Below are 13,290 nucleotides of genomic sequence, written 5' to 3'. Positions count from 1 at the left end.
GGGAGCCGGCCGTCCCCGACCGGTCACCCGGTCGACGGCGCGTCCGTTCGGCCGCGTTGGTATGCCGACTTCCACCCCCGGCTGTCGACGCGGTGATGGTGGTCTCTGCCTCCCACGCCCCCCGGAGGAGGCAGAGACCACCGAGGGATCGTCCGTCGTACGCCCCGGGGACGTGCTCTCGCGCCGACGCTCGCCGGCGGAGCCCGCCCCGCCGCCGTCCTCGTGCTTCCGGCCGTCCTTCAGGGTTGTCGCCGGTCCCGCCGAGGCGGATCAGCCATCACCTGACATCGACGTAGTCGGGTGCCGACGCGGCGCCACCGGTGGTGGCGGACGCTTTGACGGCCCAGCGCCAGTAGCCGTCGCCCGAGGCGGTCGTCGTGGTCTTGAGTGCGCCGGCCGAGTTCGTCCTGACGGTCTTGACCGTGGTGTACGTGGCGGTGCCGGCCTTGCGGAACTGCAATTGTGCCGACTTGCCGGCGAAGCCGGTGTACTCGTGCCTGACCCAGTCGGCGCGCGTGACCGTCCCGGTGACGGTCAGCCTGCCGCCCTTGGCGACCTGTTCCGGCAAGGCGTTCACGGCGACGCGCGCGGCCCGCTTGACGTGGACGCTGCCCAGGCCGGTCAGGATCTGCTCGCCCTGGAGCCTGCCGCCGCTGCCCCACACGCGGGTCACGACGGCGATCTTCCACCCGGTGGCGTCGCTGTTCGAGTCCAGGGTGTGGCGGGGATCGACGGACAGCAGGCCGTCGCAGTCGGCGGCATGCGAGCCGTCCGGGGCGCAGTAGGCGTTGAGGAGGTAGATGCCGCCCTCCTTCGAGCCCTTTGCGGCGGTGGTGCCGTGATAGAGGAACGGGTCGGCGTCCACGTCCGCCAGCTTCGGGCCCGCCGGCCAGGTGAGGTGGAAGGTGACCTTCGGTGTCGCTTCCGCAGACGTGCCCACGACGATGGCCTTGCCGTTGTTCACGACCAGGGCGGACACCTTGACGCCCGTGGGCGTCGCCTCCGCGGACGGCGCGGTGAACGCCGTCAGAGCGAGCGCTCCCGCCAGCACGACCACGGAGCCGGACCTGCCTCGATACATGCGACCTCTTCACCGATCGGAAACTGTCACGCTCTGGCACGGTGCGACGAGGACTCCGTCCCACCGGAACACGATCACCTCTACGACATCACCCGTGGGCCGACCGCCGCGGGCGCGGGACCGGGTCATGCCTCTACGGGCACACAGGTTGCCCAGGGGGCGAACCCGGTAGTGCCGCAGCGTCAGAGGGGTGACCTCGCCGGGGCCGGTCGCCGTGCACCGCGGTGATCGCGCACTGGTGTGCCGGGGGCAGCCACCCTCTGTCCGGCTCGGCACCGTCGTCAGGAGGTCCTCTCGTCCGGGGCGGCCCGTTCCTCCATCGCGAGCGCATGCTCCAGCGCGCTGATCAGCAGATCTCTCACCGACCGCCGCTGACGCGCGTCACAGATGACGACGGGGACGTCCGGATTCAGGTCCAGGGCGGCGCGCACGGTCTGCTCCGGGTATGCGCGTGCCCCCGAGAAGGAGTTGACGGCGACGACGAAGGGCAGTCGCCGGCGCTCGAAGTAGTCGATGGACGGGAACGACACCGGCAGGCGCCGGGTGTCGACGAGCACCACCGCGCACAGGGCGCCGGCGGCCAACTCGTCCCACATGAACCAGAAGCGGTCCTGTCCGGGGGTGCCGAACAGGAACAGGTCGAGCCTGTCGTGGATGGTGATGCGGCCGAAGTCCATGGCGACCGTGGTCGTGGCCTTCAGCTCCACCCCGGAGGTGTCGTCGATGCCGATGCTTGCGCGGGTGAGAGCTTCCTCGGTGTGGAAGGGGGTGATCTCGCTGATCGTCGAGACAAGGGTGGTCTTCCCGGTCCCGAACCCTCCCGCGACGAGGATCTTGACTGCTTGGGGCAGGTCGTCCGCGGCAAGCGGGGGCGTCTTGCCTCTTGGCACGATTCTGCTCATGACCGTTCCATTTCTCAGCCGAAGGATGTCGGGTAGCGGCGCCGTGCGGCGCGGATGATCCGGCTCACAGGGCCCGCAGGCCGGTGAGGACCTCTCTGATGAGCTGCGGGCTGGGCCGCTCGCCGGGTTCGCGCACCCGGATGGCACCCATGTCGAGCAGGTCGCCGAGGAGGACCCGGACCACACCGATCGGCAGGTTCGCACCGGCCGAGAGCTCGCTCACCGAGACCGGTCGGCGGCACAGGCCGAGAAGCCGGGAGTGCTCGGGCTCGATGTGGATCCACCCGTGCAGCGTGTCCACCAGCGCGACCACGAAGGCCACCAGGTCGAACACGTCGTGGCGGGCCCTGGTACGTCCCCGTACCAGGGCGTACGGACGGACCAGCGGCCCGTCGTCCACCCAGTCGCTGTCGCTCATGTCATCAGCCGATGCCGTGGTTCTGCCGGCCACGGGTGTTGACGGACAGATGCTGGCCGACCCGCTTCACCAGACGCGCCATCTCGTAGGCGACCGCCCCGATGTCCGAGCCCTCCGGCGTGAGCACCGTGAGGCAGGCGTTGTCGCCCGCGGAGCAGACGAAGAGGTAGCCGGCCTCCATCTCCACCATGGTCTGACGGACGGCGCCGCCTCCGAAGTGGCGGCCCGCCCCCTTGGCGAGGCTGTGGAAGCCGGAGGCGACCGCGGAGAGTTGCTGGGCGTGCTCCAGGCTCAGTCCGTCGGATCCGGCCATCATGAGTCCGTCGGTCGTCAGTACGACGGCGTGGGCGATGTCGGGCACGCGCTGGACCATGTCATTGAGGAGCCAGTCCAGATTGGAGGCCGCCTCGGCAACGATTGGCTGGGTCATCTGAACCTTCCATCTCCTTGGTAGTGATCGCCGGTGGACAGGCCGGGGAGGGGAAATTCGCCGGTGTCGGAAGGTTCCCCCCGCCCTCGTGCGGTGCCGTGCTGAAGCGCGGCCATCAGCGAGCGGACCCGCGGGGGGCGGCCGGATTCCGTGTCCGAGCCGTCCTCGGACCGGACGACTTCCCAGCCGGTGCTCGCGGGGACCGGCCGGCTGCCGTCGGACGACCCGGCTTCTCCCGGGGGACCGAACCACGACGTGACCCGCCGCTGGGCGGACCCGTCGCCGGTACCGGACGACTCGGCCCAGTCCATGGGAGCCCTTCCGGCGGGCGCGTAGGTGTCGTCCATGAGCTGCGGGGCGAGGTTGGCCTGCCGTACTCGGCGAGGCAGCCCGTCGATCATGTCGTGCGGCGTGGCCGGTGCGGGGCGGTCCTGGGCGTGCCAGACCATGTCATCGGTGTCGGTGTCCACCGGGTGCGGCCAGGGATCGGGTGCCGGAACCGGTGCGCTGTCGTCCCAGGAGCCGGGAGGAGTGTGGCCGTGGTGGTCGGGGCCGCTGGATTCCGGGGCGGCGGTCGGCGCGGCCGTGGCGGCGTGCGGGCTGCGCTGCGCGAAGGTGCGCGCGGGCACGTGCGCCGTGCCCGTGTCTGCGGGCTGCTGGGGCTCGATACCGGCCGGGCCCTCTTCGACCAGCGAGTACGGGATCAGGACGACGGCCGAGACGCCGCCGAACGGTGACGGGCGCAGTGTGATGCCGATGCCGTGGCGCCGGGCCAGGCGGCCCACGGTCACCAGTCCCAGATGCGTGCTGTCGAGGAGGCTGATGTCCTGAGGCGAGTTGATCTGTGCGTTGGCGGCGTGGAGGGCGTCCTCACGCATGCCGAGGCCCCGGTCGTCGACTTCGACGATCACGCCGCTCGCACCGGTGCCCATGCTGACCCGGACCTCGCTGTCGGCGGGTGAGAAGTTCTGCGCGTTCTCGATGAGTTCCGCGAGCAGATGGATGATGTCGGCCGCGGCCTGGCCCTTGATGCCGATGGGGGGCACCGGCAGGACGACGACCCGGGCGTAGTCCTCCGTCTCGGCGACCGCGCCGCGGACGACGTCCACCGCGGGGACCGCGTGCCGCCAGATACGTCCGGACGCGGCGCCGGAGACGATGATCAGGCCCTCGGAATAGCGGCGCAGCCGGGTGGCCAGCTGGTCGAGGCGGTAGAGGCCGCTGAGGACCTCGGGATCGGTCTCACGCTTCTCCATGGCGTCCAGCACACCGAGTTGGCGGTGGACCAGGCCCTGGCTGCGCCGGGCCAGGTTGAGGAAGACGTCCTTGATGCCCTGGTAGAGGCGGATGTCCTCATGGGCGAGTTCGACGGCTGTGAGCTGCAGCGCGTGGAAGGCGTCGCCCAGGCGGGCCATTTCGGGGTTGACGAACTCGGGGCGCGTCATGTCCGCGGCCACGTCCACGCTCTCACCGCGGCGCAGCCGGCCGACGACGTCGCGCAGGTGGTCCTCGGTCAGGTTGCGGGCGGATTCACGCAGCCGGCCGAGGTCCATCACCAGTGAACGTGCGATCTTGACGGACATGGCGACCGACGCGATCAGTGCGATGAGTCCGAGCAGGCCGGCGGTGAGCAGCTCGACGAGAGCATGACGGGCCGGAGGGTCGGTGAGAGTGAAGACGACGTCGATGTCGCCCAGGGCCAGCTTGTTGCTGGTCGTCCAGGACTGGTCGTACGCGGCGCGCCACTGCTTGATGGAGAAGGGCAGTTGTCGTGCGTCGGGGCCGGCCGCGATGACGCGTTGCTCCAGGGCCATGACCTGCAGAAGTGGGCCGCCGTTCCCGGCGAGCTTCTCGAACGGGGCGCGCTGGGCCGGCGGCAGGCCGGGCATGGCCAGGGCGTTGAGGTAGCGCTCGGTGCCGGCGTCCTGAACGAAGGCGCTGTACGCCTCCGGGTCCAGTCGGTGCCGGGGGCCGGCGGCAGCAGCCGAGATCAGTGCGTCTTCCTGTGACAGGGAGTCGCCCGAGAGGACCAGGGTGAACAGCGCCAGTCCGAGGTCCTGGGCGTCGGCGGCCGGCAGGATCGTCATGCTGCGGAAGGCGTCGGAGATCGCCGCGTTCATGGCGGTGTACGAGGCGAGCACCTTGCTGCTGGAGGCTTTCCCGGTGTCGACGCCGTGCCGCAGTCGGGCGAGGGAACCGAGTGTCCGCTCCGCGGTGTCGACGCTCTTTCGCACCCGTGCGGTCTCGTCGTCACGCACGCTGTCGTTGTGCGCCTCTGCCATGAACTCATTGATCGCCCTGTCGGTGGCGACGCGGCTCTGCCGGAGGCCGTCCACGTCCGCCGCTGCCGGTGCCTTCCCGATGGACGCGTTGTCCGCAGAGGTCTTTCCCGCGGCGAGCCGGATCAGCGACTCCCGCCGTTCGGTCTGGAGGGATATGACCACGTGGCCAAGAGGGTGGGCCAGGTGGGTGCCGATCGTGTTGACGTGCGCAAGCGTCAGGGCGTTGCCCAGCGAGAGGTATGCGGCGTAGGCCCACACTGCGGCCAGTGACATCAGGGGGAGCAGCAGCAGCGCTGTCAGCTTCCTGCGAATTGTCGATCCACGCGTTTTCATGAGGGGTCGCAAGCTCCATAGAAAAGGCGGTGCCCACCCTCCGGGCGGTGGCCACACGGCCGGCGTCCGTCAGGAATTTGGTTTTCGTTCATCTCTCCGCGAAGCCGGCTGTCTTCGTCGAGGAGGGCGGATGCGTAATCCATGCGGCGCGAGGCCGGGAGAGCGGCGCGGGGTGCCGTTCCGGCTCGGCAAAGGAAGACGTATACGCTACTTCTCGGTCGAGATCTACGTTTCGCATTACCGGATACTTGCGCGCAGAAACCTCGCCTCAAGACCCGCCGGAAGCGTACCTGAATCAGCCAGGAAGGGAATATCCCTGCGGCCGGAGCGCAGGGGGTCTTTGTTCAGCATTGCTGTTCACGGGAGGCTTCTTCCCCGTGGGGTCCATCGCTGAAGGCCCGGCTGTTCAGTCGGTTTGCCAGCCAATGACGGATTTGGCGTACTCGAACGCGCTGTTATGTCATGCACGCAACACTTCAGTTCTCGAACGCCTATTGTGCTTTCGGGAAAAAGCTCTGCCCTTTGGGTCACGCTTTTCCGTAGGGCTGAACGGCCGATGGGCGGCATCAGGACGACCCGCGCGTGCGACGGATGGGGGCGGCTTTGTGTGCCGGCTGACGTGTGCGCATCGCGCGCACCCTTCGGCTCCGGGTCATGGCCGTCCGGGGTGTGCTGCGCCAGGCCGAGGTTTTGGCTCGAAAAGGTGGCTACAGGGCACCGAACGAGCCCCTCAAGTCGTCCGCGCCGACGGCTGGTTGTCCGCGCTGGTCAACGGAAAAGTCACCCATAACCCCACCAACTATGCCTCGTCTCCCTGATATTGCTGTGGCTGAAAATTAGCGCTCCGCGAGGAAATTCCTCTGTTGCCGGACGGTAAATCGGCACATGAACGCCCCTCCACCTCGGGCGATGGTCGCCGTCAGGGTCACCGATTTTCGGACAATGATCTCCGCAGTGGTGACAGTGGGCGGACGCGCTGAAACGATCCGACCCGGCGGCGGATATCAGCCGCACGCCGTTTCCCGGAGCCCACGAAGGCCTCCGACATCCTCCGTCCCAGCGGCCGTTCCCGGCCGGGCACAAGGAGCTGCACGAGTGAACCGCCACCCGTCATCCGCGGGCGCCACGTCATCCCCGATCCCCCCTCCCGCCCGCGGCGGACACGCCGCACGGGGTCGCCGCCTCGCGGCCGCCGCCGTGACGGTGGCCGCACTGCTGACCCCGTTCCTCCCCGCCACCGGCGCCGCGGCCGCCGCGTCCGCCGACGGCGACACGGGGCCGGGCAGGATCGTCGCCAAGGCCAGGCCCGGCGCGCACCCCGACACCCTCTCCGCCGCGCAGCGCAAGCAGTTGCTCAAGGCGGCCACCGACCGGCGCACCACGACCGCCCGCGCCCTGCACCTGGGCGCGAAGGAGCAGTTGATACCCAAGGACGTCATCAAGGACGCCGACGGCACGGTGCACACCCGCTACGAGCGCACCTACGCGGGCCTTCCCGTCATCGGCGGCGACCTGGTCGTCCACGAACGGGCCGGTGGCCGCACCGTCACCAAGGCGTCGTCGGCGCCGGTCACCGTCCCGACGACGAAGGCGGACCTCAGCGCTGCGGAGGCGAAGAGGGCCGCCCTCTCCACGGCCGAGAGGGAACGCACCGCAGACCCGTCCGCGACCGAGGCGCCCCGGCTCGTCGTCTTCATGGACGCCACCGAGCCCACCCTCGCCTGGCAGTCCTATGTCACCGGCACCCAGGCCGACGGCACACCGAGCCGGCTCGACGTCGTCACCGACGCCACGACCGGCAAGCGGCTCCAGAGCACCGAACAGATCAACTCCGGCACGGGTAACAGTCGTTACAGCGGCAAGGTCGAGATAGGCACCGTCGACGACAACGGTGTCTACGAACTGACCGACCCCGACCGGGGCGGCCACAAGACCTACGACCTGACCGGCGGCGGCAACGGCACCCTCGTCACCGACGACGACGACATCTGGGGTGACGGAACCACCGCCGACCGCCAGACCGCCGCCGTCGACGCCGCCTACGGCCAGCGCGAGACCTGGGACTTCTACAAGGACCGCTTCGGCCGCAACGGCATCGCCGACAACGGCGTCGGAGCCTCCTCCCGCGTCCACTACGGCGACGGCTACGCCAACGCCTACTGGGACGACCTCTGCTTCTGCATGACCTACGGCGACGGCCTGCGCAACGCCAACCCGCTCACCGAACTCGACATCGCCGCACACGAGATGACCCACGGCGTCACCTACGCCACGGCCGGCCTCGCCTACACCGGTGAATCCGGCGGACTCAACGAGGCGACCAGCGACATCATGGGCACCGCCGTGGAGTTCTTCGCGAACAGCCCCGCCGACGTCCCCGACTACACCATCGGCGAACTCGCCGACGTCCGCGGCACCGGCAAGCCCCTGCGCTACATGGACCAGCCCTCCAAGGACGCCGACGCCGTCAAGGGCACGTCCGCGGACTACTGGAGCCCGGACCTCAAGAAGCAGGACGTCCACCACAGTTCCGGGCCGGCCAACCACTTCTTCTACCTGCTGTCCGAGGGCAGCGGGAAGAAGACCGTCAACGGCGTCGCCTACGACAGCCCCACCTACGACGGTCTGCCGGTCGCCGGCATCGGTCTGAACAACGCCACGGACATCTGGTACCGGGCCCTGACCACCTACATGACCAGCACCACCGACTACGCCGCCGCCCGCACCGCCACCCTCCAGGCGGCCGCCGACCTGTTCGGACAGGGCAGTGCCACCTACGAGGCCGTCGGCAACGCCTGGGCGGCCGTCGACGTCGGATCCCGCTTCGTCCACCACATCGCCGTCACGGCGCCCTCCACCCGGCCCGTCGCCGTCGGCCAGCCCACCACCCGCCAGATCCAGGCCGCCGGCTCCGCTCCCGGACGGCTCTCCTACGCGGCGCACGGCCTGCCCAAGGGCCTGTCCATCGACGCGCGTACCGGCCTGATCAGCGGCACGCCCAAGAAGGCCGGCACCTTCAAGGCGGCCGTCACGGTCCGGAACACCGCCCAGCGCAAGGCCAGGCTGACGGTGCGGTTCGACTGGCCCGTGCTCGCCTCCGGCGGGCGCTACTTCGTCAATCCCGCCCGCTTCGACATCCCCAACTGGCAGACGATCGAGTCCCCGCTGGTCGTGACCGGCCGCAAGGGCAACGCGCCCAAGGACCTCAAGGTGACCATCGACCTCGTCCACCAGTGGGTCGGCGGGCAGGTGGTCACGCTGGTCAGCCAGAACGGCACGGAGATCCCGGTGAAGCCCTGGTACTGGGACACCGGCGAGGGCCAGATCCACGCCACCTACACCGTCGACGCCTCCGCGGTGCCCGCCGACGGCACCTGGAAGCTGCGGGTCACGGACGCCACCCCCGGCATCTACACCGTCGAGCCCGGCCATCTCGACCGCTGGAGCCTGACCTTCTGATCCGCCGGGCACGGCCGGTGTCCCTGACATGGGCCGTGCCCGTCCGCGGCCGTCCGGCGGCTGAGGCGAAGTACCCCCGGGTCCATGTGTCCATCCCCGCGGCGCCGTTGTGCACGATGGGGAACGAAGGCTGCTTCCGAGTCCGCAGGCCGCCCCCGTACGCGGGAGGCGGCCGCGTTCTCTGCTGAAATGGAGGGCGCCAGGCAGCGGCCGCGGGAAAACGTCCTGGCCGGATGCGACGGCCGCGCCTGGCACTCACTCGCGGACGTGCCGGGACACGCCGCCGTCCGCCGTACGGACATCGCCGACTGCCGCCCGCCCGCCCGCGCCGCGTCGGCGACGCGACGACGAATCGGCCGCGCTTCCCGCCGGCCGGCGACACGGTCCGCCGCTCGATCGAGGCCGAACCGTCGAGGAGCCCGCATGCCGCCCGTATCCCAGCGGCTGTCCGCCTACCGAGAGCCGACCACGGTCCGCATGGTCGTGCAGTGCCCGGCCCACGCGACGACGCTCCGGGAAGGTCCGGCGCTGTACGACAGCGGCAGTGCGGGCTGGCTCGCGTTCTTGTGCGGCGCGCACGCGGACGAGTTGCCGGAGTCGGGCCGGAGTGGCGAACCACGCCGATCGGGGCTCGACGCCGCGGGGATAGATCCTGGGCTTCCGGCCGACCGAACAGGCGCTGCGATCGCACGCCGATCCTGGGGGCTGTCCCGTAATCCCCGGTGGATCAGCGCGCGGCGTCAGATGCGGTGCATCGCAAGGCGGAGGATCGTCCTCATACCGGCCGTACTCGGGTGATCCGACAACGCGGCGAGGTGCCGTAGCTGTCGTCGCGCGCCCGCTGGGGATTACGGGACAGCCCTTAGCTGACGTCTCTGACCGGAGTGTCCGCGGACAGGGGAGACGGCGTGTGGACCGATGTCCTGGCCGACGCGGAGCGCGTGCTGCGCATGCGCCTGCCCCGGGCGGGTGCCGAGGACGACCCGCTGCAGGGCATCGCGACGATGACCGGCTTGGCCCGCCGCTCCGCAGAACCGGGCGGCCTCGGCCAGATGGCGACGAGCCTCGGCTACTGCGAGATGCCGGCCATGAGCCTGAGGCCATGGCACCAGCACGGCCGCACCTTCCGTGGGCGGCCCGGCTCGGATGCGGGCAGCCGGCGGATTGTCGGCGTCTTCCCGCAGGACTGAACGTGCTGTGCCACCACAGGCTCGGTTGCGGTGGGGGAGCAGGAGCGGTGCCGCCCGGTCGTGGTCGCGCTGCCGCGTCTCGGCCACACTGCAAGCCTTTCCCGGTTGGCCGACGCGGCCTTCGGCAGCGGCTCGCCGGGACCGTGTCGGGATTCCTCAGCCTCGTCCAGGCGGACGTGCGCTGGGTGTGCCTGGAGCGCCGGTGATACGAGTTTCCCCGCGACCGTAGCGAAGTGGCCGTCACACGGCGGGTGGAGCAACGACGTTCGTGGAGCCGGACGACCGCCTCGGTCCGTGACCGTGTTTGCGTCCTCGGCGGGAACAATCTCGTGTGCGGTGAGCGCTCCTCCTTCACACGCGGCCCGACAGGTGTGGCCGGTATACGGCTGCCGCCGGGGATGACCTGGCTAGGCGACGAAGGAGTGTGGGACCGATGGCGACGGTGGAGGACGAGTCGCTCCGCGAAGGTGCACAGGGCTGGGCCGACGACGCTCACCTCGTCACCGGGTGCGGGCGCCGGATCGAGGTGCGGCATCTGCGGATCGGCCGCCCGGACCGGCCCGCTCACCGGATCGCGCTGGACGTCGGGGAGGCCCGTGGCGGCGTGCCCGGCACCTGGGCGTCGCTCAGCCCGGACGAGGCCCGCGCGCTGGGCCGTCTCCTGCTCCAGAGGGCGGGCGCCACAGCGTCCTCGGCGGAGGACTGAACCCATTGGAGCCTCGGCGGGGACGCTCGTGATCGAGCAGCCCCCGCCGCCCCGCACGGCCGGGTGAGGATCGTCAGTCGGGCTCGTGCAGCGACGCGAGCAACAGGGGGATCCGGCGAATGTCGTCGAGGGTGACCGCGAGACCTGCCAGAGCGCAGGCGGCACGCATGCCGATGAGACTGTCGACCTCTCCGGGTTCGAGGTCCTCCCAGTCGGCGACTCCGGCGGCCTCGAACGCCGCGGCGAGTTCGGCCGGCATGCCGGAGAGGTCCTCCTCCAGGGAGAGGTCGTCGGGATTGATGTTCGCGACCTCCTCGCCGTCGACGGCATACATGAGATAGGCGTCCCCGTTGATGGTGTACACCGTAGTGACAGCTGTCCGCCCGTCACGGGAGAGGGCCTCCGCGGTGCCGTCGAAGGTGTAGCCCGAGTCGTCGTAGACGAAGGTCCACTCGCCGATCCGTCCCGCCAGGAGCGCCGCGGGCGTCATCGGTTGGGCGCCCAGCGCGGCGAAGGGCAGGGAGAAGCGGTCGTCCGGGTTGCTGTCCGGCAGCGTGCAGGGCCTGATCGACTCCTCCGCGGCGCCCAGGGCCCCGAGTGCCTGCGCCGGTTCCAGGCCGCGCACCACGTGGAGGCTGTGGTTCGGATCGCGGGACGCCAGGTTACTGATCCAGGCCGGCAGTCCTTCGGAGTCGAGTGTGGCCGACGGGAAACCTGGGGTGGGCATGGTGGACCTCTTTCGCTGGTGGTGCCGGTGGGCGTCGTGGGCTCAGCGCGCGGTCAGCAGCTGCCGGACCACGTATCCGGCCGAGTCCACGCCTGAGGTGCCGCCTTCGACGAGAGCGGCGACGGCGATGTGCGAGTTGTACGCGGTGAGCCATCCGTTGGTGTGGTCGCCCTCCTCTGCCGTGCCGGTCTTGGCGCCGACGCCGGGCAGGTCGTGGAGACGGGGTGCGGCGGTGCCGCCGGTGGCCACGCTGCGCATCATCGCCTGCAGGTATCCCGCGGTACGTGCGGACATCCGCTTCGGCGCGCTGCTCTGGTGCTGGCCGGGGAGGATGATCGGCTGCTCGAAGCCGACGTTGCGCACGGTGGCGGCGACGGACGCCATGAACAGGGGAGTGGCGGTGACCTTGCCCTGGCCGATGAACTGGGCCGCCTGGTCGCCGCCCTGGACGTCGGCGGGGATGCTCGGGTCGGTGGTGGCGACGCCGCCGCCGATGGACCAGCTTCCCATGCCGAAGACGTCGGTGGCTTCCTTGTGGAGCGCGGAGGCGTCACCGTCGTGCACGAGGTAGTGGAAGCCGTCCTTGATGAAGGAGGTGTTGCAGGAGACGGTGAACGCCTGCGTGATGGTGGCGCCCGGAGCGGGCTCGACACCTTCGTCGTTGTGGAAGGTCTGGCTGTTGGCGACCAGCGAATCGGCGCAGGGCGCGGGGCTGTCGGCGGTGAGCCCGGCCTGGTCGAAGAGCGCGGCCGACGTGATGATCTTCATGGTGGAGCCGGGTGACTTGATGCCGTCGATGGCGATGTCGCCGTCGTCACCGGTGTGGGCGAGGGCGAGGATGTGCCCGGTCCTCCAGTCGAGGGTCACGGTGCCGGCGGGCTTGTGCTGCAGGTGCGCGTCCATGACCGCGCGCTCGGCGGCCTCCTGCAGATGTGCGTCGATGGTGGTCCTGATGGCCGGGGTCTTGCCCTTGTGGAACACCTCGGCCGTCGCGACACCCGTACCGTCGCTGTCGACCACGGCGACCCCGGTGCCGGGGGTGCCGCCCTTGGCGGGGGCGTACTTGCGGATGCCGGCGACGATGTCCCTGAGGGAAGGGTAGGCGGACAGATCGGTCTTGCCGTCGTTCGCGACGACGGTCGCGTCACTGGCTCCGGGGGGAAGCTGCCCTGCCGTGAGCGACTGGTCGATCTGAAGGCCTGGATAGAGCACGGAGTCGTTCCAGTGGACGGCGGCCGCGCCGTTGCTGCTCTGCCGTACCGCGACCGCGCTCGCGTACTTCCACATACCGCCGTTGACCTGGGCCCTGACGTCGAAGTCGACCTTGGTGGCGCCCTTGGTGACGGCCGAGGCGCCGCTGGAACGGATGTGAGTGAAGGAGAGCTTCGTCAGGTGCAGTCCGCTTGCGTAGTCCTTCAACGCCTGGACGGCCGAGGTGGGTTCGTCGGTGTCGCCGGCGGCGGCTTCGAGATGCTGCTGGGACCAGTTGCCGAGAAAGGTCTTCGCCAGTTCTTCGGCCTTGTCACCGGACGGGGGAGTCGTCGAGACCGCCGCCGGGTCGAATGCCGGCCCTGTGCTGTCCTCGCCGACCGTGGTCAGTTCGTGCAGGAGGTTGTAGGCGCCGACCCCGCCCGCGACGAGCAGCACCGTGACGGCGCCGGTCACGACGGTCTTCGCAGCTCTGGTCATGCGATCGAGCCTCTTTATGTTCCGCATGTGAACAAAGAGCCTTTCGGGCAGATGCGACGGCTGGTCAGGTCAG

General features: G+C 69.9%; 10 protein-coding genes. 3 read left to right on the top strand and 7 right to left on the bottom strand.

Annotated elements, in window-relative coordinates:
* Positions 1-277 precede the first annotated feature (277 nt).
* The 5 genes from ACZ4O3_RS39685 to ACZ4O3_RS39665 all read right to left on the bottom strand — a co-directional run bounded on the left by ACZ4O3_RS39685 (position 278) and on the right by ACZ4O3_RS39665 (position 5,446).
* Positions 278-1,081, bottom strand: a complete 804-nt coding sequence (locus tag ACZ4O3_RS39685) for a hypothetical protein (protein WP_467727099.1) — start codon at positions 1,079-1,081, stop codon at positions 278-280.
* A gap of 281 nt (positions 1,082-1,362) precedes the next feature.
* The gene (locus ACZ4O3_RS39680) at positions 1,363-1,983 is read right to left on the bottom strand and encodes a GTP-binding protein (RefSeq protein ID WP_467727097.1); all 621 of its coding nucleotides are present in this window, start codon (positions 1,981-1,983) and stop codon (positions 1,363-1,365) included.
* Between the two features lie 64 nt (positions 1,984-2,047).
* Complete coding sequence (locus ACZ4O3_RS39675) at positions 2,048-2,401, bottom strand: DUF742 domain-containing protein (RefSeq protein ID WP_467727095.1); 354 nt, start codon at positions 2,399-2,401, stop codon at positions 2,048-2,050.
* Positions 2,402-2,405: 4 nt separating this feature from the next.
* Positions 2,406-2,831, bottom strand: coding sequence for a roadblock/LC7 domain-containing protein (locus ACZ4O3_RS39670; protein WP_467727094.1), 426 nt, complete (start codon positions 2,829-2,831; stop codon positions 2,406-2,408).
* Complete coding sequence (locus tag ACZ4O3_RS39665; RefSeq protein ID WP_467727092.1) at positions 2,828-5,446, bottom strand: sensor histidine kinase; 2,619 nt, start codon at positions 5,444-5,446, stop codon at positions 2,828-2,830. Before ACZ4O3_RS39665 ends, ACZ4O3_RS39670 begins: the two co-directional genes overlap by 4 nt.
* Before the next feature lie 1,197 nt (positions 5,447-6,643).
* On the opposite strand from ACZ4O3_RS39665, the gene ACZ4O3_RS39660 reads away from it, so the two are divergent.
* The 3 genes from ACZ4O3_RS39660 to ACZ4O3_RS39650 all read left to right on the top strand — a co-directional run bounded on the left by ACZ4O3_RS39660 (position 6,644) and on the right by ACZ4O3_RS39650 (position 10,801).
* Positions 6,644-8,905, top strand: coding sequence for a M4 family metallopeptidase (locus tag ACZ4O3_RS39660; protein ID WP_467727090.1), 2,262 nt, complete (start codon positions 6,644-6,646; stop codon positions 8,903-8,905).
* Between the two features lie 908 nt (positions 8,906-9,813).
* Positions 9,814-10,095, top strand: coding sequence for a hypothetical protein (locus ACZ4O3_RS39655; protein WP_467727088.1), 282 nt, complete (start codon positions 9,814-9,816; stop codon positions 10,093-10,095).
* A gap of 433 nt (positions 10,096-10,528) precedes the next feature.
* The gene (locus tag ACZ4O3_RS39650) at positions 10,529-10,801 is read left to right on the top strand and encodes a hypothetical protein (RefSeq protein WP_467727086.1); all 273 of its coding nucleotides are present in this window, start codon (positions 10,529-10,531) and stop codon (positions 10,799-10,801) included.
* 73 nt (positions 10,802-10,874) lie between these two features.
* Here ACZ4O3_RS39650 and ACZ4O3_RS39645 read toward each other — a convergent pair whose 3' ends face one another.
* Both ACZ4O3_RS39645 and ACZ4O3_RS39640 read right to left on the bottom strand, forming a co-directional pair.
* On the bottom strand, positions 10,875-11,528 hold the full coding sequence (locus tag ACZ4O3_RS39645; protein ID WP_467727084.1) for a DUF6461 domain-containing protein: 654 nt from the start codon (positions 11,526-11,528) through the stop codon (positions 10,875-10,877).
* Positions 11,529-11,570: 42 nt separating this feature from the next.
* Positions 11,571-13,217 (bottom strand): penicillin-binding transpeptidase domain-containing protein, encoded by a 1,647-nt coding sequence (locus ACZ4O3_RS39640; RefSeq protein WP_467727083.1) that lies wholly within the window; start codon positions 13,215-13,217, stop codon positions 11,571-11,573.
* Between the last annotated feature and the right edge of the window lie 73 nt (positions 13,218-13,290).

It is taken from the genome of Streptomyces sp. NPDC026515, assembly GCF_055567595.1.
This window is presented reverse-complemented; position numbering and strand designations above follow the sequence as displayed.

Bases quoted from the DNA above. Each gene is read 5' to 3' on its own strand.
- ACZ4O3_RS39685 (WP_467727099.1), bottom strand. From the start codon at position 1,081: ATGTATCGAGGCAGGTCCGGCTCCGTGGTCGTGCTGGCGGGAGCGCTC.
- ACZ4O3_RS39680 (WP_467727097.1), bottom strand. From the start codon at position 1,983: ATGAGCAGAATCGTGCCAAGAGGCAAGACGCCCCCGCTTGCCGCGGAC.
- ACZ4O3_RS39675 (WP_467727095.1), bottom strand. From the start codon at position 2,401: ATGAGCGACAGCGACTGGGTGGACGACGGGCCGCTGGTCCGTCCGTAC.
- ACZ4O3_RS39670 (WP_467727094.1), bottom strand. From the start codon at position 2,831: ATGACCCAGCCAATCGTTGCCGAGGCGGCCTCCAATCTGGACTGGCTC.
- ACZ4O3_RS39665 (WP_467727092.1), bottom strand. From the start codon at position 5,446: ATGAAAACGCGTGGATCGACAATTCGCAGGAAGCTGACAGCGCTGCTG.
- ACZ4O3_RS39650 (WP_467727086.1), top strand. From the start codon at position 10,529: ATGGCGACGGTGGAGGACGAGTCGCTCCGCGAAGGTGCACAGGGCTGG.
- ACZ4O3_RS39645 (WP_467727084.1), bottom strand. From the start codon at position 11,528: ATGCCCACCCCAGGTTTCCCGTCGGCCACACTCGACTCCGAAGGACTG.
- ACZ4O3_RS39640 (WP_467727083.1), bottom strand. From the start codon at position 13,217: ATGACCAGAGCTGCGAAGACCGTCGTGACCGGCGCCGTCACGGTGCTG.